This is a genomic window from Streptomyces sp. IBSBF 3136 (genome assembly GCF_036815105.1).
Taxonomy (GTDB): Bacteria; Actinomycetota; Actinomycetes; order Streptomycetales; family Streptomycetaceae; genus Streptomyces.
The window spans coordinates 37,534-57,684 of record NZ_JAJSZC010000008.1; the positions used below are offsets into that span (position 1 = coordinate 37,534).

20 protein-coding genes are annotated in these 20,151 nt (G+C 74.2%); 7 read left to right on the forward strand and 13 right to left on the reverse strand.

Annotated elements, in window-relative coordinates; genetic code table 11:
• Positions 1 to 49 precede the first annotated feature (49 nt).
• On the reverse strand, positions 50 to 337 hold the full coding sequence (locus V7E45_RS03210; RefSeq protein WP_317442469.1) for a YiaA/YiaB family inner membrane protein: 288 nt from the start codon (positions 335 to 337) through the stop codon (positions 50 to 52).
• Between the two features lie 61 nt (positions 338 to 398).
• Positions 399 to 1,550, reverse strand: a complete 1,152-nt coding sequence (locus V7E45_RS03215) for an acyl-CoA dehydrogenase family protein (RefSeq protein WP_333772537.1) — start codon at positions 1,548 to 1,550, stop codon at positions 399 to 401.
• Between the two features lie 90 nt (positions 1,551 to 1,640).
• Here V7E45_RS03215 and V7E45_RS03220 point away from each other — a divergent pair, with 90 nt between their 5' ends.
• From V7E45_RS03220 to V7E45_RS03230, 3 genes are all read left to right on the forward strand, one after another.
• Positions 1,641 to 2,282 carry a TetR/AcrR family transcriptional regulator gene (locus V7E45_RS03220; RefSeq protein WP_333772503.1) on the forward strand — a complete coding sequence of 214 codons (642 nt, stop codon included), beginning with the start codon at positions 1,641 to 1,643 and terminating at the stop codon, positions 2,280 to 2,282.
• An 89-nt stretch (positions 2,283 to 2,371) separates the two neighbouring features.
• Entirely contained in the window at positions 2,372 to 3,094 is a 723-nt protein-coding gene (locus tag V7E45_RS03225; RefSeq protein ID WP_333772504.1) for an ArsR/SmtB family transcription factor, read from the forward strand.
• A gap of 85 nt (positions 3,095 to 3,179) precedes the next feature.
• Positions 3,180 to 4,115: a DMT family transporter gene (locus V7E45_RS03230; protein ID WP_443055921.1), complete on the forward strand. Its 936-nt coding sequence runs from the start codon at positions 3,180 to 3,182 to the stop codon at positions 4,113 to 4,115.
• 4 nt (positions 4,116 to 4,119) lie between these two features.
• Here the strand turns inward: V7E45_RS03230 and V7E45_RS03235 are convergent, their stop codons facing one another.
• The 8 genes from V7E45_RS03235 to V7E45_RS03270 all read right to left on the reverse strand — a co-directional run bounded on the left by V7E45_RS03235 (position 4,120) and on the right by V7E45_RS03270 (position 13,512).
• A complete protein-coding gene (locus tag V7E45_RS03235; protein ID WP_333772506.1) occupies positions 4,120 to 5,202 on the reverse strand; it encodes a Zn-dependent alcohol dehydrogenase in 1,083 nt (360 codons plus the stop codon).
• 14 nt (positions 5,203 to 5,216) lie between these two features.
• On the reverse strand, positions 5,217 to 6,605 hold the full coding sequence (locus tag V7E45_RS03240; protein WP_333772507.1) for an aldehyde dehydrogenase family protein: 1,389 nt from the start codon (positions 6,603 to 6,605) through the stop codon (positions 5,217 to 5,219).
• 126 nt (positions 6,606 to 6,731) lie between these two features.
• A complete protein-coding gene (locus V7E45_RS03245; RefSeq protein ID WP_333772508.1) occupies positions 6,732 to 8,072 on the reverse strand; it encodes an ABC transporter ATP-binding protein in 1,341 nt (446 codons plus the stop codon).
• Between the two features lie 275 nt (positions 8,073 to 8,347).
• Complete coding sequence (locus V7E45_RS03250) at positions 8,348 to 8,878, reverse strand: class F sortase (RefSeq protein WP_333772509.1); 531 nt, start codon at positions 8,876 to 8,878, stop codon at positions 8,348 to 8,350.
• A gap of 90 nt (positions 8,879 to 8,968) precedes the next feature.
• A complete protein-coding gene (locus V7E45_RS03255; protein ID WP_333772510.1) occupies positions 8,969 to 9,652 on the reverse strand; it encodes a hypothetical protein in 684 nt (227 codons plus the stop codon).
• A gap of 196 nt (positions 9,653 to 9,848) precedes the next feature.
• Positions 9,849 to 12,080, reverse strand: coding sequence for a molybdopterin oxidoreductase family protein (locus V7E45_RS03260; protein WP_333772511.1), 2,232 nt, complete (start codon positions 12,078 to 12,080; stop codon positions 9,849 to 9,851).
• 142 nt (positions 12,081 to 12,222) lie between these two features.
• Positions 12,223 to 12,840 (reverse strand): TetR/AcrR family transcriptional regulator, encoded by a 618-nt coding sequence (locus tag V7E45_RS03265; RefSeq protein ID WP_333772512.1) that lies wholly within the window; start codon positions 12,838 to 12,840, stop codon positions 12,223 to 12,225.
• Positions 12,841 to 12,972: 132 nt separating this feature from the next.
• The gene (locus V7E45_RS03270; RefSeq protein ID WP_333772513.1) at positions 12,973 to 13,512 is read right to left on the reverse strand and encodes a hypothetical protein; all 540 of its coding nucleotides are present in this window, start codon (positions 13,510 to 13,512) and stop codon (positions 12,973 to 12,975) included.
• Between the two features lie 151 nt (positions 13,513 to 13,663).
• Here V7E45_RS03270 and hmgA point away from each other — a divergent pair, with 151 nt between their 5' ends.
• Genes hmgA through V7E45_RS03290 form a run of 4 tightly spaced genes read left to right on the forward strand, consistent with a single transcriptional unit; the run spans position 13,664 to position 18,198 of the window.
• Positions 13,664 to 14,977: a homogentisate 1,2-dioxygenase gene (gene hmgA / locus V7E45_RS03275; protein WP_333772514.1), complete on the forward strand. Its 1,314-nt coding sequence runs from the start codon at positions 13,664 to 13,666 to the stop codon at positions 14,975 to 14,977.
• Between the two features lie 45 nt (positions 14,978 to 15,022).
• Entirely contained in the window at positions 15,023 to 15,772 is a 750-nt protein-coding gene (locus V7E45_RS03280; protein ID WP_333772515.1) for a GntR family transcriptional regulator, read from the forward strand.
• Between the two features lie 26 nt (positions 15,773 to 15,798).
• A complete protein-coding gene (locus V7E45_RS03285; RefSeq protein ID WP_333772516.1) occupies positions 15,799 to 16,953 on the forward strand; it encodes a type ISP restriction/modification enzyme in 1,155 nt (384 codons plus the stop codon).
• Positions 16,954 to 17,001: 48 nt separating this feature from the next.
• Entirely contained in the window at positions 17,002 to 18,198 is a 1,197-nt protein-coding gene (locus tag V7E45_RS03290; protein ID WP_333772517.1) for a CaiB/BaiF CoA transferase family protein, read from the forward strand.
• A 94-nt stretch (positions 18,199 to 18,292) separates the two neighbouring features.
• On the opposite strand, the gene V7E45_RS03295 is transcribed toward V7E45_RS03290, so the two are convergent.
• The 3 genes from V7E45_RS03295 to V7E45_RS03305 all read right to left on the reverse strand — a co-directional run bounded on the left by V7E45_RS03295 (position 18,293) and on the right by V7E45_RS03305 (position 20,046).
• A complete protein-coding gene (locus V7E45_RS03295; protein WP_043475115.1) occupies positions 18,293 to 18,562 on the reverse strand; it encodes a hypothetical protein in 270 nt (89 codons plus the stop codon).
• A 126-nt stretch (positions 18,563 to 18,688) separates the two neighbouring features.
• Entirely contained in the window at positions 18,689 to 19,507 is an 819-nt protein-coding gene (locus V7E45_RS03300) for an anti-sigma factor (RefSeq protein WP_333772518.1), read from the reverse strand.
• The gene (locus tag V7E45_RS03305; RefSeq protein WP_333772538.1) at positions 19,504 to 20,046 is read right to left on the reverse strand and encodes a sigma-70 family RNA polymerase sigma factor; all 543 of its coding nucleotides are present in this window, start codon (positions 20,044 to 20,046) and stop codon (positions 19,504 to 19,506) included. Before V7E45_RS03305 ends, V7E45_RS03300 begins: the two co-directional genes overlap by 4 nt.
• Positions 20,047 to 20,151 lie beyond the last annotated feature (105 nt).

A 20,151-nucleotide genomic window follows, 5' to 3' on the forward strand; every position in this document is an offset into this window, starting at 1 on the left:
CCATACCGCCGACGGTGAGCGGGCGCTTAGCGTGGCTGCTCGGAGCTTTTCACAGCTTCTCGAACGGGTCGTGCTCGGCGAGCAGTTTCTCCAGCCGCGCCTGGTCGACGCGGCTGACGATCCGCCCCGCCTCCTGGCGGTCCCGGATCACCTTGGCGAGCGTGAAGGCGGAGGTGACGAGGTACAGGACGGCGATGGCCAGGAAGGCCCGGACCCAGGCGTCCGCGTCCAGCCGGAGGATGCCGACGGCGGTGGCCGCCATGGCGACCGAGAAGGAGGCGACGGCCTGGCCGTAGAAGGCGGCCGTGTTCTGCTGCTTGACCGGTGTGTCACTCATGACGTCGATCGTCGGCGGACGCGGCCCGCGCCACATCCGCCGGGATACTCAGGCGCGGTACTCAGAAGGCGGAGACCCCGGTCAGCGCCCGTCCGATGAGCAGCTTCTGGATCTGGCTGGTGCCCTCGTAGAGGGTCATCACGCGGGCGTCGCGCAGCAGTTTGCCGACCGGGTACTCGTCGATGTAGCCGTAGCCGCCGAACACCTGGATGGCGTTGTTGGCGGCCCGGACCGCGGCCTCGGAGGCGAACAGCTTGGCCTTGGAGGACTCGACGGCGAACGGCTCGCCCCGGTCGATCAGGTCGGCCACCCGCCAGGTGAGCAGCCGGGCCGCGTCCACGTCGACGGCCATGTCGCTGATCAGCTCCTGCACCAGCTGGTGGTGGGCGATCGACCTGCCGAACTGCTCGCGCTCACCGGCGTACCCGACCGCCGCGTCCAGGGCCGCCTGGGCTATGCCGACGCAGCCGGCGGCGACCGACATCCGCCCCTTGGCCAGTGCGGACATCGCGACGGAGAAGCCCTTGCCCTCCTCGCCGAGCAGGGCGGCGGCGGGCACGCGCACGTCCTGAAACACCAGCTCGGCGGTGGCCTGGCCGCGCAGGCCGAGCTTGCCGTGGACCGTACGGCGGCTCAGGCCGGGGGTGTCGGTGGGCACCAGGAAGGCGGAGACGCCCTTGTGGCCGGGGGCGTCCGTGGAGCGCGCGAAGAGCAGGACGACGTCGGCCCAGGTGCCGTTGGTGATGAACATCTTGGTGCCGTTGACGACGTAGTCGCCGCCGTCGCGTACGGCCCGCGTGGCGAGGCTGCCCGCGTCGGAGCCGGTGCCCGGCTCGGTGAGGCCGAAGCAGCCCACGTACTCACCCGCGGTCAGACCGGGCAGCCAGCGCCGCTTCTGCTCCTCGCTCCCCCAGGCGGCGACCGACTTGGCCACCAGGCCCAGGGACACCGAGACGATCCCGCGGACCGAGGAGTCGCCGCGCCCCAGCTCCTCGGTGACCAGGCAGTAGGCGAGGTGGTCGCCGCCCGAGCCGCCGTACCCCTCGTCGACGGTCAGCCCGAGGAAGCCGACGTCGCCGAGCTTCTTGACGATGCCCCGGTCGACCTCCTCGGCCCGGTCCCAGGCCACGACGTGCGGGGCGATCTCGCGCTCCACGAAGTCCCGGGCGAGCCGCCGCACGGCTGCCTGCTCCTCGCTGAGCCCCAGGTTCACCACGAGATCACCCCACACCAGACGGATCTTGAAAGCCGTACATTTAAATTAGCACCGCTAGTTTTCAGTCGCAGCCCTACTATGTGCGCCATGGCCCGACCGCGCAAGCCCCTCCTCAGCACCGACCGGATCGTCGAGACGGCCCGCGAACTCGTGGACGCGGAGGGCCTGGCGGCCGTCTCCACCCGGCGGCTCGCCGCCCGGCTCGGGGTGAGCGGGCCCTCGCTCTACAACCACTTCCGCACCAAGGACGAGATCCTCGAGGTGGTCGCCGACTCGGTGAGCGGACTTGTCGACCTGTCGATGTTCGAGGACGGCCGGGACTGGCGGACCGCGCTGCACGACTGGGCCGTCTCCTACCGGGCGGCCCTGCGCGCCCATCCGAACATCGTCCCGGTCCTCGCGCGCGGGCCCGGCCGCCGCCCCGCGGCGCTGCGGCTGGCCGACGCCGTGTACGGCGCGATGGTCGACGCGGGCTGGCCGCCCGCGCAGGCCACGTCCATCGGCGCGCTCATGCGCTACTTCATCATGGGCTCGGCGCTCGGCTCCTTCGCCGGGGGCTTCGTGGACGACGCGAGCGCCTACGACCCCGCCGACTACCCCCACCTCGGGCAGGCGCACCTGCTCGCCGACCAGCAGGAGAAGATCGACGAGCGGGCCTTCGAGACCGGGCTGACGGCCCTGCTGGACGGTCTGGCGCAGCAGTACGAGCAGGTACGGCAGAGCGTGTAGCGCCGGTGCGGCCGTGGACGGGGCGGGTGTGGGGAGCGGGCGTGGACGCTTCGGCCGTCGCCGAAGCGTCGGTGTCCCATGCTGGACGTATGACCGCCAAGGACTCCCGGGCCGCCGCCCTCGCCGCGTTCGCCTCGCTGGTCGCCGACGAGACGCGGGCCACCTGCCTGCTGGCGCTGCTCGACGGACGGGCCTGGACCGCCGGGGAGCTGGCCCGGCACGCCGGGGTCGCCGCCTCCACCGTCAGCGAGCACCTGGGCAAGCTGGTCTCGGGGGGCCTGCTCACCGAGGAGCGGCAGGGCCGCCACCGGTATGTGCGGCTGGCCGGGGCGGGGATGGCCCAGCTCGTCGAGGACCTCGCCGCACAGGTGCCGCCGACGGCCGCGGCGGCCGCGACGCGCCCGGTGCGCGGCCTGCGGGAGTCGAGCGCCGGCTCGGCGATGGCCCGCGGCCGTACCTGCTACGACCATCTCGCGGGGCGGCTGGGCATCGCGGTCACGGACGCGCTGACCGGGCGCGGGCTGCTGCGCCAGGACACGGGGTTCGCGCTCACGGACGCGGGGATCGAGTGGTTCGGCGCGGCGGGCATCCTCCTGGACCTCTCCGGCCGGCGCCCGCCGGCCCGGGCCTGCCTGGACTGGACCGAGCGGCGGCCGCACCTCGCCGGGGCGGCGGGGGCGGCGCTGTGCCGGCACGCGCTGGACGCGCGTTGGTGCGTGCGCGTCGGCTCCGCGCGGGCCGTGAAGGTGACCCCCTCGGGCGAGCGGGCCCTGTCCGAACTGCTCGGCATCGAACCGGCCGCGCTGCGCTGAGCGCGGGCGTCCACCGGCCGTACCCTCCGCCCCGTCCCGTTCCCGCCGGTCCCCGCCCACGGGACTGCCTAACCTCAGGAGCATGATGAACGTCGTCCGGAACCGCCCCCACATACTTCCCACCTGCGCCGCGGCCGTCACCGTCGTCCTGTGGGCCTCCGCCTTCGTGTCGATCCGGAGCGCCGGGGACGCCTACTCCCCCGGCGCGCTCGCGCTCGGCCGGCTGGCCTCGGGCTCCGTCGCCCTGGGGGTCATCTGGGCCGTACGCCGGGAGGGCCTGCCACCCAGAGCCGCCTGGCGCGGGATCCTGCTCTCCGGGCTGCTCTGGTTCGGCTTCTACATGGTGGTGCTGAACTGGGGCGAGCAGCAGGTGGACGCGGGGACCGCGGCGCTGGTCGTGAACGTGGGCCCGCTGCTGATCGCCCTGCTGGGCGCCCGGCTGCTCGGTGACCCGATGCCACCGAGGCTGCTGGCGGGGATGGCCGTGTCGTTCGCGGGCGCGGTGACCGTGGGTCTGTCGATGTCCGGCGGCGGCGGGGCCTCGCTGCTCGGCGTGGCGCTGTGCCTGCTCGCGGCGGTGGCGTACGCCTCCGGTGTCGTCGCGCAGAAGCCCGCCCTGGGCCGGGCGAGCGCGTTGCAGGTGACGACGTTCGGCTGCCTGGTCGGCGCGGTGGCCTGCCTGCCGTTCGCCGGGCAGCTCGCCCACCAGGCCGCCCACGCGCCGGTGTCGGCCACCCTGAACATGGTCTACCTGGGCGTCTTCCCGACCGCCCTGGCCTTCACCACCTGGGCCTACGCCCTGGCCCGCACCACCGCGAGCCGGATGGGCGCGACGACGTACGCGGTGCCCGCGCTGGTGGTGCTGATGTCGTGGCTGGTGCTCGGCGAGGTGCCCGGGGTGCTCACGCTGGCGGGCGGTGTGCTGTGCCTCGCGGGTGTGGCGGTGTCGCGCTCCCGGGCGCGCGCCGGCCGGACGACCCGGGTCGCGGCCGGGGAACCGCGACCCGAGAAGGTGTCCTGAAGCCTCAGAAGACGACCAGCGCCCGGCCGCCCTTGCCGGCGAGCATGTTCTCGAAGGCGGCCGGGATGCCGTCCAGCGCGATCCGTTCGGTGACCAGGGCCGAGAGGTCGAGGCGGCCCTCCCGTACGTGTGCGGCGAGCACCGGCAGGTCGCGCGCCGGGTCGGTGTTGCCGTACACGCAGCCGGACAGCGTGCGGCCCCAGTGGAAGATCTCCAGGGCGTTGAAGGTGACCTCCTGGTCCTTGCCGCCGATGCCGACCACGGTCGTCCGGCCGCCCCGGCGGGTGGAGTCCCAGGCGGCGCGGATGGTGGCCGCGCGGCCCACGCACTCGATGGCGACGTCGGCGCCCTGCTTGCCGGTGAGGGCGCGGATCTCGCGGGCGGTGGTGTCGCAGGCGAGGACGAAGTCGGTGGCGCCGGCGGCGCGGGCCAGTTCCTCCTTCGCCGGGGAGACGTCGACGGCGATGATCCGGGAGGCGCCCGCGATGCGGGCCGACTGGAGGGTGGCGAGGCCGACCCCGCCGGCGCCGAAGACGGCCACCGTCTCGCCCCGGCGGACCCGTGCCGCGTGGTGGACGGCGCCGTACCCGGTCAGGACGGCGCAGCCGAGCAGGGCGGCGTCCGTCAGCGGGACGCCGTCCGGCAGGGGCAGCACGCAGGCGGCCGCGACCACCGTCTCCTCGGCGAACGCGGCGACGTTCAGACCGGGGTGGAGCTCGGTGCCGTCGGCGGTGCGGGCGTGGACGCCCGCCGCGCCGTTCAGCGCGTTGGCACACAGCCACACCTCGCCGAGCGCGCAGGCGTGGCAGTCGCCGCAGGCGGGCGCCCAGTTGAGGACGACGGGAGCGCCCGGGGCCACGTGGGTGACGCCCTCCCCCACGGAGACGACCGTCCCCGCGCCCTCGTGGCCGAGGACCGCCGGGACCGGCACCCGCATGGTGCCGTTGGACAGGGACAGGTCGGAGTGGCAGACGCCGGCGGCGGCGAGGCGGACCCGGACCTGTCCGGGACCCGGCTCCGGCAGGTCGATATCGGTGATCTCCAGCGGGGCGCCGACGGCGGGCAGGACAGCGGCTCGTACGGTCATGGTCCGGGGCTTCCTCAGAACTGGAGGGACTTGGTCTGGAGGTACTCGGCGAGTCCGTGGCCGCCGAGTTCCCGGCCGACCCCGGACTGCTTGTAGCCGCCGAAGGGGGCGAGCGGGTTGAACCGGCCGCCGTTGATGTCCACCTGGCCGGTGTCCATGCGGCGGGCGAAGGCGACCGCCTCGGCCTCGTCCCCGGCCCAGACGGCGCCCGCGAGACCGTACACCGTGCCGTTGGCGATGCGCAGGGCGTCCTCCTCGTCCTCGTAGCGCAGGATGGTCAGGACCGGGCCGAAGATCTCCTCCTGGGCGACCGTCATGTCGGCGGTGACGTCCGCGAAGACCGTCGGGCTGACGAACCAGCCGGTCTCGCGCGGCGCCTCGGGGCCGCCCGCGACCAGCCGGGCGCCCTCGGCGACGCCCTTCTCGATGTAGCCGCGCACCCGGTCGCGCTGCCGGGCGCTGACCACCGGGCCGATGCGGTCGCCGTAGCGGGCGGCCGCGGCCGCGGCCAGTGCGACCGCCTCGTCGTACTGGTCCCGGTGGACCAGCATCCGGGTCCAGGCGCTGCACGTCTGCCCGGAGTTGGACATCACGTTGGCCACGCCGACGTTCACGGCCTTGGCGAGGTCGGCGCTCGGCAGGATGACGTTGGCGGACTTGCCGCCGAGCTCCAGCGCCACCTTCTTGACGGCACCGCCGGCCAGCGCGCCGATCCGGCGGCCGACCGCGGTGGAGCCGGTGAAGGAGATCAGGTCCACGCCCGGGTGCTCGGCGAGGGCCTGGCCGGCGACCGGGCCGAGGCCGGTGACGAGGTTGAACACGCCGGCCGGCACGCCCGCCTCGTGCACCGCCTCGGCGAAGAGCTGGGCGGTGAGCGGGGTGTCCTCGGCGGGCTTGAGGACGATCGTGCAGCCCGCGGCGAGCGCGGGGGCGACCTTGGCGACGATCTGGTGGAGCGGGTAGTTCCAGGGGGTGATCGCGCCGACCACGCCGATCGGCTCGTGCAGGACGGTGGAGTTGCCGACCTTCTCCTCGAAGGGGTGGGTCGCGGCCAGTTCGGCGTAGGAGCCCGCGACCGCGATGGGCACCCCGGCGTGCACGGTCTGCGAGAACTGCGGCGGGGAGCCCAGTTCCAGGGTGACCGTCTCGGCGATCTCGTCCTTGCGGGCCACCAGGACGTCGCGCAGGGCGGCCAGGCGGGCGGCCCGCTCGGCCGGGGGTGTGGCGGCCCAGCCCGCGAGCGCGGCCCGCGCGGCGCGGACGGCGGTGTCCACGTCACCGGCGTCCCCGGCCGGGACCCGGGCGACGATCTGCTCGTCGGCCGGGTTCACCACCTCGATCACGTCCCGGCTCGCCGCCGGGCGCCAGGCGCCGTCGATGTACAGGCCGTCGTGTGCCTTCATGGTGCTTCCTCCTGGCGGGTCTCCGTCGTCCGGCAACAAACTAGCGGCGATAGTTTTCGCGCGCCAGGGACACCCGGCCATCGGACGCACCAGGACACCGACGGTGACGGAGCACGCCGGAGGTCCTCACTCCTCCAGGTCGGGCAACCGGGCCGGGGAGGGGCAGATGCGGTCGCCGTGCTGGTCGAAGACGAACAGGTGGGCGAGGTCGACCAGGAGCGGGACCTGCATGCCGTGGCGGAGCCGGATGTCGGGGGTGGTGCGCACCACCAGGTCGCCGGGGAGCCGTCCCTCCGGGGGCGCGGGCTCGGCCTCCGTGTCCGCCGGATGGTCCAGCACCACCACCGGCCCGGCCCGCAGGGCGCCGGCCCGCTCCCGCAGCCGGTCCAGCACGCCGGGCGCCTCCCGGCGGCGCCGCCGGGCCGGCCGGGCGGCCGGGCGCGGGGCCTCCAGCTCGGGCACGACGGCCGGGCGGGAGCCGGTGTCGAAGTGGACCAGGGTCTCGTGCCCCTGGAACTCCACGTGCTCCACCAGCCCGGTGAGCGGCACCTCGCCGGGCCGGGCGGCGCTGTGCTTGGCGATGCGCACCGCCTCCGAGCGCAGCCCGACGATCACCTCGCGGCCCTGCTGCACCCGGAGCAACTGGTGGTCCAGGCAAAGGGGTTCGGGCAGCCGCAGGAACTGCTTGCCCAGGCTGACGGTCATGGCGCCGTCCAGCGGGGCGCGGACCAGGCCGCGCAGCAGGTTGATGCGCGGGGTGCCGATGAAGGCGGCGACGAAGACGTTCCGGGGCAGGGCGTAGACCTCGCGCGGGTTGCCGACCTGCTGGAGGACGCCGCCGCGCAGGACGGCGACCCGGTCGCCGAGGGACATGGCCTCGGACTGGTCGTGGGTGACGTGGACGGTGGTGACGCCCAGTTCGCGGGTGAGCCGGGATATCTCCGCCCGCAGGTGGTTGCGCAGCTTGGCGTCGAGGTTGGACAGCGGCTCGTCCATCAGGAACGCGGAGGGGTGGCGGGCGATGGCCCGCCCCATGGCGACGCGCTGGCGTTCGCCGCCGGACAGCTGGCCGGGGAAGCGGTCGAGCAGGTCCTCGATGCCGAGCATGCGGGCGGTCGCGTCCACCCGCGGGCGGGGGTCTGCGCCGGGGGCCTCGATGCGCAGCGGGAAGCCGATGTTGTCGCGGCTGGTCATGCTCGGGTAGAGGGCGAAGTTCTGGAAGACCATCGCCATGTCGCGTTCGCAGGGCTGCCAGTCGTTGGCGTACTCGCCGTCCAGCAGGAGCTGTCCCTCGTCGATGTCCTCCAGTCCGGCGATCATGCGGAGCACGGTGGACTTCCCGCAGCCGGAGGGGCCGAGCAGGACCAGGAACTCGCCGGGCGCGATGTCCAGCGAGAGGCTCTCGACCACGCGGGGGCCCCGCGCGTAGGACTTGCTCACGTCGTGCAGAGATATGGCGCGTGTCATCTTGCCGCCCCCGGGGGCTGTCCGGAGCGCCGCTGCTCCGTGGGTCCGAAGGCCCCGTGCGGGTCGTACGGGGCCGGGGCAGCGTCGACCCGGTCCCGCCCGCGACCGCCGTCGGGGGGCGACGAGCCCTACGGGTCACGGAAGTTAACGGAATGTGCCCGGCCGGGGAAGAGTGGCGGCGGCACCGTGATCGGAGCTCCAGGCAGCGGCCGAAACGGACGGCGGCGTTCGGGTCGCCGGACCCGGGCCCGGGCGCCGCCGTCCGCGCGGCGCGCTCACCTCGTCGCGGTCAGATGGGCGAAGACCACCACGTTGCTGGTGTAGCCGGTGCGCCGGGTGAACAGGCCGCCGCAGGTGAGCACGCGCAGCTCCGGCCGCCGGGAGGGCCCGTAGACCTCCTTGTCGGGGAAGCCGGTCTTGTCGAAGACCTTCACCCGGTCCACGGTGTAGACGGCCGTACGGCCGTCCGCGCGCCGGGCCTCGATCTGCTTGCCGGGCTTGATCAGGGCGAGCGCGGAGAAGACCGCGGGGCCGGTAGCGGTGTCGCGGTGGCCGACGGCGATGGCGGTGCCGGTCTCGCCGGGTGTGGCGCCGCCCTCGTACCAGCCGACCAGCTTGGGCTTGTCGAGCGGCGGGGTCTCCAGCTGCCGGTTGCCGTCGAGTTGGAGACCGGTGATCGGGGCGTCGGGCCGTCCTGACCGGACTCCTCCCGGCTCCCGCTCCGTCCGTCGCCGCGGGCGGAGTCGGGGCCCGCGGCCGGGCCGCCCGCCTGGACGGCGGGGGCCGACCGGTGATGTCCGTCGCACCGGACCCCCACCGTCACCAGGACGGTCGCGAGCAGAGCCGTCCTGGCGAGGCGGTAGGCGCGGGTCCGGTGCCACGGCCTGCGTCCGCGCCTACGCGGCGCCATGCGGCCGCCGGCGGATCAGCCGGAAGTACACCGCGCCGCTGACCGCGATGAGTCCCACGGCCGCCGCCGCGGCCACCGGGGAGAACGCGCCGGCGGTGTCGACCAGGCCGCCGCCGCCCGCGTGCACGCCGCCCTTCGGACCGTCGTTGTGGTCGCCGCCGCTCTGGCCCCAGCCGGTGTCGGAGTGCTGGTCGTCCCGCTGGTGGTCCTCGATCTGCCCCTGACCGCCCGGGGAGTGCTGCCCCTCCTGCTTCTCGTCGTGGCAGCGGACCCGGAAGACCTTCTCCTTGGGGGCGCCCCCGACGATCCAGGTGATCTTGTACTGGCCGTCCGCGAGGCCCAGCGGGTCGGTGTGCCCGGCGCCGCCGGCGAGCTGGATGCCACCGGTGACGGTGGCCGCGGTGGGCAGCGGGGGCTGCGGGGTGATCGTGTAGGCGATCGTGGGCAGGATGTCGAAGTTGACGGCGTCCAGGTAGAACTTGCAGGTCACCGGGTCGTCCTTGGAGACCCCGAAGGGCACGCCCTCTCGGTGGATCCTGATGTCGCCGTTCTCTCCCTGGGCCGCCGCGGGGGCTGCCGCCACCCACGACGCACCCGCCGTGGCGAGGGCGGTGAGGACGACGGTGGCGCCCGCGCGGGAGAAGGTCCGCGGAAGTGTCAGCGTGGCCATGCAAGCTCCTCCGAGTTAGACGATTTTCATACAAATCGACCTTTCGATGGGACTCTCACGCATATACGTCATGACCCACGGCACCAACGCCGGACGCGCCGTCAGATATCGCCCGTGCGGCGCAACGACGCCCCCTTCCGGCCCGCCCACGCCCCCCCGGCGCCGGCGCTCGCGCGACAAGCGCGGAACGCACCGCTCACTGGCTCGCGGCGAGCTCGACGGGAACACCGTTCAGGACCGCGTTGCCCGACAGCGGGTCCAGCAGACTGCCGTCGAGGAGCTGGTTGACGTTGACCCCGGGCACGGCCGCCGCGTGGCCGAGCCGGGTCCCGGGCCGGTCGTGGCCCCAGCCGTGCGGCAGGCTCACCACACCGGGGCGCACCTCGTCGGTGACCTCGGCGGGCGCGGTCACCTCTCCCCCGGCGCCCCTGACCCGCACCGGCGCGCCGTCGGTCACGCCGAGGCGGGCCGCGTCGGCGGGGTGGATGTGCAGGGTGCAGCGGTTGGAGCCACCGGTCAGGGCGGGCACGTTGTGCATCCAGCTGTTGTTGGAGCGCAGGTGGCGGCGGCCGACCAGGACCAGGCCGGCGGGCCGCTCGCGCAGCGCCTCCCGCAGCCGGGGCAGGTCGCCGGCGATCGGCCCGGGCAGAAGTTCGATGCTGCCGCTCACCGTCTTCAGCGGCTGCGGCAGCCGGGGGCGCAGCGGGCCCAGGTCGATGCCGTGCGGACGGGCGAGCAGCCGCTCCAGCGTCAGGCCGTCGGGCCGGGCGCCGAATCCGTCGCCGTACGGGCCGAGGCGCAGCATCATGTCGAGCCGGCGCTCGGGGCCGTTGTCCCCGGTGAGCTGTGCGGCCAGTTCCCGCGGGTCGCGGCCGTGCACCGGCGAGTGCGCCTCGGTCACGGCCTTGCCGAGGGTCTGGTCGACGACCAGCGCGTCCACGGCGGCCGGGTCGGTGCCGTGCATCCCGGTCACGGCCAGGACCAGCCGGGCGAGGATCTCGGTCTCGGCCATACGGCCGGGTTCGAGGGGGACGGCGGGGCGGCTGTAGCGGACCTGGTTGCGGACGGCGAAGGTGTTGAAGGCGAAGTCGTGGTGCGGGCTCTGCGAGGGGGGCGGCGGGGGCAGGACGACGTCGGCGTGGCGGGAGGTCTCGTTGAGGTACGGGTCGACGCTGACCATGAAGTCCAGTGCGTCCAGGGCCTTGTCGAGCCGGTCACCGTCGGGGGCGGACAGCACCGGGTTGGCCGCGACCACGACCAGCGCGCGGACCGGTTCGCCCTGCTCGGTGGCGGTGTCGATCTCCTCGGCGAGCGCCGACAGCGGCAACTCGCCCTTCGCCTCCGGCAGTCGGCGCACCCGCGAGTGCCAGCGGCCCAGGGCGAAGCCGCGGCCGGGGCCCGCCGGTCGGGGGGTGCGGTCGGTGGCGGCCTGCGGGAACAGGGCGCCGCCCGGCCGGTCCAGGTTGCCGGTGAGGACGTTGAGGACGTCGACCAGCCAGCTCGCGAGGGTGCCGTGCGGGACGGTACAGCTGCCGATGCGGGCGTAGACGGCGGCCGTGGGCGCGGCGGCGAGCTCCCGGGCCAGGGCGCGGATGACGTCGGCCTCGATGTCGCAGGCCCCGGCCACGGCCTCGGGGGTGAACTCCCGCAGGGCGTCGCGCACGTCCTCGACGCCCTGGACGTGCGGCGCGAGGTGCCCGAGGTCGACCAGGTCCTCGGCGAAGAGGGTGTGGGCCATCGCGGCGAGCAGCAGGGCGTCGGTGCCGGGGCGGATCGCGAGGTGGCGGTCGGCCATCCTCGCGGTGCGGGTGCGGCGCGGGTCGACGACGGTGAGCCGGCCACCGCGCGCCTTGAGGGCCTTGAGCCTGCCGGGGAAGTCGGGGGCGGTGCACAGACTGCCGTTGGACTCCAGGGGGTTGGCGCCGATGAGGAGCAGGTGGTCGGTGTGGTCGAGGTCCGGCACCGGAATGGCGTGGGCGTCGCCGAAGAGGAGTCCGCTGGAGACGTGCTTGGGCATCTGGTCGACGGTGGAGGCGGTGAACAGGCTCCGGGTACGCAGGGCGCCGAGCAGGACGGGCGGGTAGAGGGCGCCGGCCACGGTGTGCACGTTGGGGTTGCCGAGGACGACACCGAGGGCGTCGGGGCCGTACCGCTCCACGACCGGGCGCAGCCCCGCCGCCACCGCGTCGAAGGCCTCCTCCCAGGTGGCCTCGCGCAGGGCGCCGTCGGTGCGGACCAGCGGGGTGCGCAGCCGGTCGGGGTCTCCGTCGACGGCGCCGAAGGAGGCGCCCTTGGGGCAGATGAACCCCTTGCTGAAGACGTCCTCCCGGTCGCCGCGGGCGCCGGTGACGCGGGTGCCCTCGACGGTGAGGGTCAGCCCGCAGGTGGCCTCGCACAGGGGGCAGATTCGCAGGGCGGTGCGGGACACGGGTCCTCCCGGGGTGGTCGGCGGGTGCCGGGGTCGCCGCGCGGACGGGCCGGCGGCGTGCCGCGCGGGCGCGGGCGGGTCCCGGCGAGCATACCGACCGGTTGGCATGGACGGGAGACCCTGAAGCCGTCCGGTGGCGGCCTCAGTCCAGCACGCGTCCCAGATACGCGCGCAGCAGCTCCCGTGTCTCGCGGATGATCGCCTCGTCGCCCTGCGGGTCGACCCGGAAGGCGAGCTGGACGAGGGTGTCCGCGCTCTCCACGGCGACCAGGAAGACCCGCCGCAGCTCCTCGTCCGGGGTGCGCCCGAGGTGGCCCGAGAGCAGGTCGGTGAGGCGGTCGGCGACCCGGGTGTTGGGCTCGGCCTGCCGGACGCCGACCGGTATCTGGTTGCCGAAGTCGACGAGGGAGAAGCCGGGCGCGGTGCGCTTCATGCTCAGGTACTCGTCCAGCACGGCGTCCATGGCGGCCCGCCAGTCCCCCGGCCGCGCCCCGTCGAGGCGTCCGGTGACCTGCTCGGTGTACCGCTCCAGGTTGCGCTGGGCGAGGGCGTCGGCCATCTGCCGCTTGTTGCCGAAGAAGCGGTAGACCGAGCCGATGGGCACGCCGGCGCGCGTGGCCACGGCGCGGGTGCTCAGGGCGTCGTAGCCGACCTCGTCGAGGAGGGCGGCGCAGGCGTCGAGGATCCTGGTCAGCCGTTCCGCGCTGCGCCGCTGGACGGGCGCGCGGCGAAGCGATGTCGCGTGGGGCACGGACTTCATGATGCCTTTCCGCCGGGGTCTGGTGAACCTCGCCCCCCAGTACGCGAAAGGGTGGCCGGCGCACTCATCGGCCGCCGTCGCCGGTCACCGCGACGGACGGGGCGGACGGGGCCGCGGGGCCGGAGCGGACGGTCAGGGGGCGGAACCTGACGGAGTGCCCGCCGGGCCCGGCTCCGCGCCGGACGCGGTGATGTCGGCGGTGCTCTCGACCGGCCTGCCGCGCACGGCCCACACCGTGCCGTCGTCGGCGTACAGGCGGGCGGTGAGGTGGTGGGTGCCGTGCGGGACGAGCCGGCCGGCCAGGTGGTACTCGGGTGTGCGCAGCGGGGTCACCGGGCGGCCGTCGAGGAACAGGCGGGCGTGCCCGCGCCCGGGCACCGCCTCGTGCCGCGCCCCGGCCGGGGAGAAGCGGAAGCGGCGCACCGTCAGCAGGACGTCCCAGCCGCGGGCGCTGTCCGGGGTCACCTCCACGCCGACCTCGGGCGCGTCCTCCCCGGCGACCTCGCGCAGATGGCGGCCCGTCCCGTCGGTGTCCCGCAGCACCTTGCCCACCGGTGAGGGCGAGACGGTGCCGGCGTGCCCGGACGCCCCGCCGGTCACGCAGCCCTCCGCGCCGAGCGGCACCAGGACGCAGACCGCGAGCGCGACGAGAGTCCTGCGCGTCCACGACATGCCCGGGACACTAGAGCAACGTTCCCGCACCCGAATCCCCCTGAAGTCTGGTTCCCGCCCTACCCGGGAGGGAGGAGCCGGGACCCTCTTGCGTCCGACCCCTCTGATTCCTACGGTGATGCATAGGAATCGGGAGCGCAAGGGAGCGATCATGAGCGGGGACGCACGGAAGACCGCCGAGGGACTGTCGTACCTCACCGGGTTCGGCAACGAACACGCCTCCGAGGCGGTGCCGGGCGCCCTGCCGGAGGGCCGCAACTCGCCGCAGCGGGCACCGCTCGGGCTGTACGCGGAGCAGCTGAGCGGTACGGCGTTCACGGAGCCCCGGGCCCACAACCGCCGCTCCTGGCTGTACCGCATCCGCCCGTCGGCCGCGCACCCGGCGTTCACCCGCACCGGCAACGGCGCGATCCGCACCGCCCCGTTCACCGAGACGGTGCCCGACCCCAACCGGCTGCGCTGGAACCCGCTGCCGGAGCCGGCGGCGGGCACGGACTTCCTGGCGGGGCTGTGGACCCTGGGCGGCAACGGCGACGCGACCCAGCGCTCCGGCATCGCCGTGCACCTGTACCACGCCAACTCCTCGATGCAGCGGGTGTTCTCGGACGCCGACGGTGAGCTGCTGATCGTCCCGGAGCGCGGCGGGCTGCTGCTGCACACCGAGTTCGGCCGGCTCCATGTGGAGCCCGCCCACGTGGCGCTGATCCCGCGTGGTGTGCGCTTCCGTGTGGAGCTGCTGGACGAGTCGGCGCGGGGCTATGTGTGCGAGAACTACGGGGCGCCGTTCCAGCTCCCCGACCTCGGGCCGATCGGCGCCAACGGGCTCGCCAACGCCCGGGACTTCCGGGCACCGGTCGCCGCGTACGAGGACGTGGAAGGGCCGGTGGAGGTGGTGAACAAGTTCTGCGGCAACCTCTGGACGGCCACCTACGACCACTCTCCGCTCGACGTGGTCGCCTGGCACGGCAACCACGTGCCCTACGTCTACGACCTGCGCCGTTTCAACGTCATCGGCACCATCTCCTACGACCACCCCGACCCGTCCGTCTTCACGGTCCTGACCTCACCGTCCGACACCCCGGGCCTGGCCGGCGTCGACTTCGTGGTGTTCGCGCCCCGCTGGCTGGTGGGCGAGGACACCTTCCGGCCGCCGTACTTCCACCGGAACGTGATGAGCGAGTACATGGGCCTGATCGAGGGCGCCTACGACGCCAAGGCGGAGGGCTTCGTGCCGGGCGGCGGCTCGCTGCACAACATGATGTCCGCGCACGGCCCCGACCGGGAGACCTTCGACCGGGCGAGCGCGGCCGAGCTGAGGCCGCAGAAGATCGACGACGGGCTCGCGTTCATGTTCGAGACGCGCTGGCCGGTGACCCTCACCCCGCAGGCGGCCGGGGCCGACCAGCTCCAGCAGCGGTACGACGACGTGTGGCAGGGCCTCCAGCGTCACTTCCGCGCACGGTGACGCCTCCGTTGCACCGAACGTTCCCCAACAGGTACGGATAACCATGTGACCTCCTTCGCTCCGGATTCGATCGTCCTGAACCGCAAGCTGCCGCTGTGGTACCAGGTGTCGCAGTCGCTGCGCGCCTCGATACTCGGCCGATCGCCGCGCGACCCGCTGCGGCTGCCCACCGAGGAGCAGCTGGCCGGGCACTACGGCGTCAGCGTGCTGACCATGCGGCAGGCGCTGAAGGAGCTGGAGGACGAGGGGCTGATCAGCCGGCACCGGCGGCGCGGCACGTTCATCGAGCCCGGGGTGCGGCGTGGGGCGCCGGTGCGGCTGCTGGGCTCCGTGGACGCGATCGTGGCCCAGCAGTCCGGCATGACGACGGAACTGCTGGACCACGGGCACGCGCCCGTGGCCGGCGAACTCACCGAGTACTTCCCGGACCTGACGGAGGTGGCGACGTACCACCGGCTGCGCAGCGACGAGAAGACCGGCGAGCCGACCAACCACGCGCGCAACCACGTACGTCCCGAACTGGCCGCGCGCATCGACCGGGAGGACCTGGTCCGCTGGCCGATGACCAAGGTGCTGCGGGACGTCGTACGGGCGGACATCAGCCGTATCACCGACACCGTGGAGGCGAGGCTCGCCGACCCGGAGACCGCGCGGCTGCTCCAGGTGCCGCTGCTCAGCCCGATCCTGCACTACACGGGCGTCACCTACGACGCCCAGGGCAGGGTGCTGGACGTGGCGGTCATCCACTACCGCGGCGACCGCTTCTCCTTCACGGTGACGTTGGACGCCACCTGACCCCGGCGGCGGGACGAGCCCGTACCATGCCCAGCGTGCCGCACGACGACGCTCCGCCGCTGGCGGACCTCATGCCGTGGTCCGTCGCACCGCTGCGGCCGGGCCGCGCCTGGCCGACGGCACCCGACCCGGGCTCGCTGAAGGCCCGCTGGGACGCCCTGCTCAAGGCCGAGGGGCCGGACCGGGAGGCCCTGTTCGAGCCGACCCGCGCACGCACCCTGCGGTCGGCGGTGGGCCAGCTGCCCGGCCGGGCCGGCGGCACGGAACGGCTGGTGCGCGCCGAGGGCCCCTGCGCCGAGCCGGTCCGGGTGCTCGCGGCCCCCTTCGACGAGCAGTGGCTGATCCCGGACCACCGGCTGATCGACACGGCCCGCCCGGAGCTGTGGCGGGTCGCGGACGAGCACCAGGTGTTCGTGGTCGAGACGGGCGGCGACGACCCCCTGCTGGCGACCTCGCACCTGCCCCTCCTGCGCACCGGCCGCGTCCGCCCGCTCCACCGCCGGCCCTCAGGCGGCGAACCCAACCTGGCACCGGGCCTGCTGGACCACCTGGCGGCCCGGCTGGGGTCCCGCCCCGGCGCACTCGACCTGCTGGCCTGGATCCTCGCCGCGGCCCGCCCCGACCTCACGGTGCCGCTCACCGGTGACGCCGAACTCTGGCACCAGGGCGTGGAACTGGGCCGGCGCATGCTCTGGCTGATGCGCCGTGACGGCGAGCGGCCCAAGCTGCCGGGCGGCCGCCGCCCCTATGTCCGCGCGCCCCTGCCCGCGCGGCCCGTCACCCTCCACTACGACCGTGCCGAGGAGACCCTCCACCTGGACGAGGGCCGTATCTCCCCGGTCCCGGCACAGGCCTGGGAGTACGAGGTGGCCGGGGTCCGCGTCCTGGAGGCGTGGTTCGCGGCCCGCACCGCACCGGCCGCGCCCGGCGGTGGTCTCGAAGCCATCCGCCCCACGGCCTGGCCCCAGGCGTGGACGTCGGAGCTGCTGGAGCTGATCACCGTGCTGACCCTGCTGGGCGGGCTGCGTCCGCTGCGGGCCGAGCTGACGGTGACGTCGCCGGTGACGGCGGCCGAGCTGCGCCGGGCCGGCGTCCTGCCCCCGCCGGAGGCGTCCCGCCGTCCCGCCTCGGTCCTGGATCACCACGAGGAGGGGCCGGAGGGCCAGTTCGCCCTGCTCTAGCGGGGCCCCTGCTGACAGAACCGCCGGCCGGGGGAGATCATCCACCCCATGGACCTTCTCCCGCTGCCCCTGGAGGGCATCACCGTCGTCGCCGTCGAACAGGCCGTGTCCGCGCCGTTCGCGACCCGGCAGCTCGCCGACCTGGGCGCCCGGGTGATCAAGGTGGAACGGGTCGACGGCGGTGACTTCGCACGGGGCTACGACGCCGCGGCCGGCGGCCTGGCCTCGCACTTCGTGTGGTGCAACCGCGGCAAGGAGTCCCTCGCCCTGGACCTGAAGGACCCGCGCGGTCTGGACGTCGTACGGCGGCTGGTGGCGGACGCGGACGTGTTCGTGCAGAACCTGGCCCAGGGCGCCGCCGCCCGGCTCGGCCTGGACGCGGCCACGCTGTGCGCGGCGCACCCCCGGCTGATCGCCGTGGACATCTCGGGGTACGGCGGCTCGGGCCCGTACGCCGACAAGCGGGCCTACGACATGCTCGTGCAGTGCGAGGCGGGGCTGGTCTCGGTGACGGGGACGCCCGCGCAGCCCGTGAAGGCGGGCATCCCGGCGGCGGACATCGCTGCGGCCATGTACGCCTTCTCGGGGGTGCTGGCCGCCCTGGTACGGCGCGGTACGACCGGGCGGGGCGGGCCGGTGGAGGTGTCCATGCTGGAGGCGCTGGCGGAATGGATGGGCCATCCGCTGCACCACGCGATGCACGGCGGCGAGCCGCCGGCCCGCACCGGCCTCGCGCACGCCGTCATCGCGCCCTACGACGCCTACGCGACGGCGGACGGCGGACGGGTGCTGCTGTCGGTGCAGAACGACCGGGAATGGCGACGGCTGGCCGAACTGGTCATCGGAAGGGCCGAGTTGGGGACGGACCCGGCCTACGCGACGAATGCCGCGCGGGTGGCCAACCGGGAGCGGACCGACGCGCTGGTCGCGGGCGCGCTGGCCGCGCTGGACGCCGACGAGGCGGTGGCGCGGCTGGAGAAGGCCGGCATCGCCTGCGCACGGCTCAGGGATCTGCACGAACTGGCGGAGCATCCGCAGCTCGCGGCCCGGGAGCGGTGGCGCCAGGTGGGGACGCCGGTCGGGCCGCTGAGGGCGCTGCTGCCGCCCATCACGCTGCCGGGCGGGGACGAGGCGCGGATGGGCGACGTGCCCGCGCTCGGGCAGCACACCGATGCACTGCTGCGTGCCGTGGGGATGACGGACGGCGAGATCGCAGCATTGCGCCGGGACGGTGTGACGGCCTGAGCGCGGGTCCTGGAAGTGACTTCCGAGGAGGCCGGTTCGGTCCGGTTCGGCCGGTGGCCGCTCGGCGGCCGCTCAGTGGCCGGCCGGCTGCCGGTCAGTGGCCGCCGAACAGCGAACGGCGCAGCCGGCGCAGCGGAGCGAAGAGGGAGACACGGCGGACCCGCGCGCCCCGGTCGCTGCGCTTGTGCGCGGTGTCACGTGCCGTCAGCTCCAGCATCAGCGAGGTCGCCTCGATCGTCTCCCGCTGCGGTATGGCGGGACCCGCCAGCACCGACAGATGGCGGTCGAGGCGCGAACTCGTCGCGCTGCTCCCGCAGGTGATCGCAGGGACCCTCGCCCTGCTGCGCACTGTTATCTGCTCCATGTCACTCCCCACCCGTACGAGTCCACCCGGCCCGGGCAGGGTAACCCTATCGTCCCGGTGGGGCGCGCGTGTATCTCGGTCACAGGATTCACCTTCCCCACAAGGCGGTTGACCATCCCATTTTGACTACTCTCCGAATCCGACCGATTTCAGGGTGAGTTGGACAACCGGCTGGCTGGTGGGCTGCACTGAGCCGCCGTCAGGCTCCACGGTCACGGCGAGTGACGTCGAGGACGGGTCGAGCCCCTTCGCCACCAAGGGCGTGTCGCCCGCGAAGAGCCCCAGGGAGCGCGGTTGCACATGGGGGCGCATGAGCCAGAGCTGATGGACGCGGCCGCCGGACGGCGTGCCGTATCCGCTCAGCGTGACGACGGCCCGCCGCTCCGATGCGGAAGCGATCACTCCGATACCGCGGCCGCGCGCGTCCGTGCCGGCGGCGGCGCGCGCGTCCGGAGCGGCGAGAACGTGGGCGATCTCACGTGCCCGGTCCCGCTCGGCGTCCAGCCGGTCCTGGGTGTGGTGCGCCTGGACCGCGAAGAGCGAGGCGACGACGAGGGCGGCCGCGGCGGTCGCCGTGGCGAACGGCACGAAGAGGGGGCGCCCCCGGGGCGTGCGGGTGCGCGCGGGCGGGGGCTGGACGCCCCAGACGTGCGGCGGGAGCTGGGGGGCGTGCTCCCTGGCGGGCCCCTGCGGCTGCTCCTGCGGGAGGGTGCGGACGGCGGCCAGGACCCGGTCGCGCAGCGCGGCCGGCGCGGGGGCGGCCGTGGACCAGGCCAGCCGGACGGCGTCCTCGGCCAGCGCCCGGACCTCGCCGGCGCAGCGGTCGCAGGAGCCGAGGTGCTTCTCGAAACGGCGCCGCTCGCCCGGTTCGAGGGCGTCGAGCGCGTAGGGCGCGGCGAGGGAGTGCAGGTCCTCGCGGCCCAGCAGGCGGCCGATGACACTCATGCGGCACCTCCCAGGCACTCGCGCAGCCGGGTGAGCCCGTCGCGCATCCGCGTCTTGACCGTGCCCAGCGGCAGCTTGAGCCGCTCGGCCACCTCACGGTAGGTGTAGCCGTCGTAGTAGGCGAGGGTCACGGACTGGCGCTGCAGCGCGGTGAGCCGGTCCAGGCAGCGGCGCACCCACTCGCGCTCCAGGCCCGCCTCCACCTCCTCGGCCACGTGGTCGAAGGCGGGTTCCCCGGCGCGCAGCGCCTCCCGCTGCTCGCGTTCCCCGGCCGCGCGCGCACTGCGCACCCGGTCGACGGCGCGGCGGTGGGCGAGCGTGAGGATCCAGGACAGGGCGCTGCCGCGCCGCGGGTCGAACCGGGCGGCGGAGCGCCAGAGTTCGAGCAGCACCTCCTGCGCCACCTCCTCGGACTGCGCGGGGTCGCGCACGATCCGCCGGACGAGTCCGAACACCGGCCCCGAGACCAGTCCGTAGAGATCCTCGAACGCCCTCTGGTCGCCGCCCGCGACGAGCACGAGGAGTTGGTCCGCCTCCACCCCGGCCGCCCTTCCGTGGCCGCAGCCGGCCCTGCCTCTGGCTCCACGCATCCGCACGAGCGCACACCTCCGGCGGTTGATACGGATCAGGGGGCCGAAAACGCG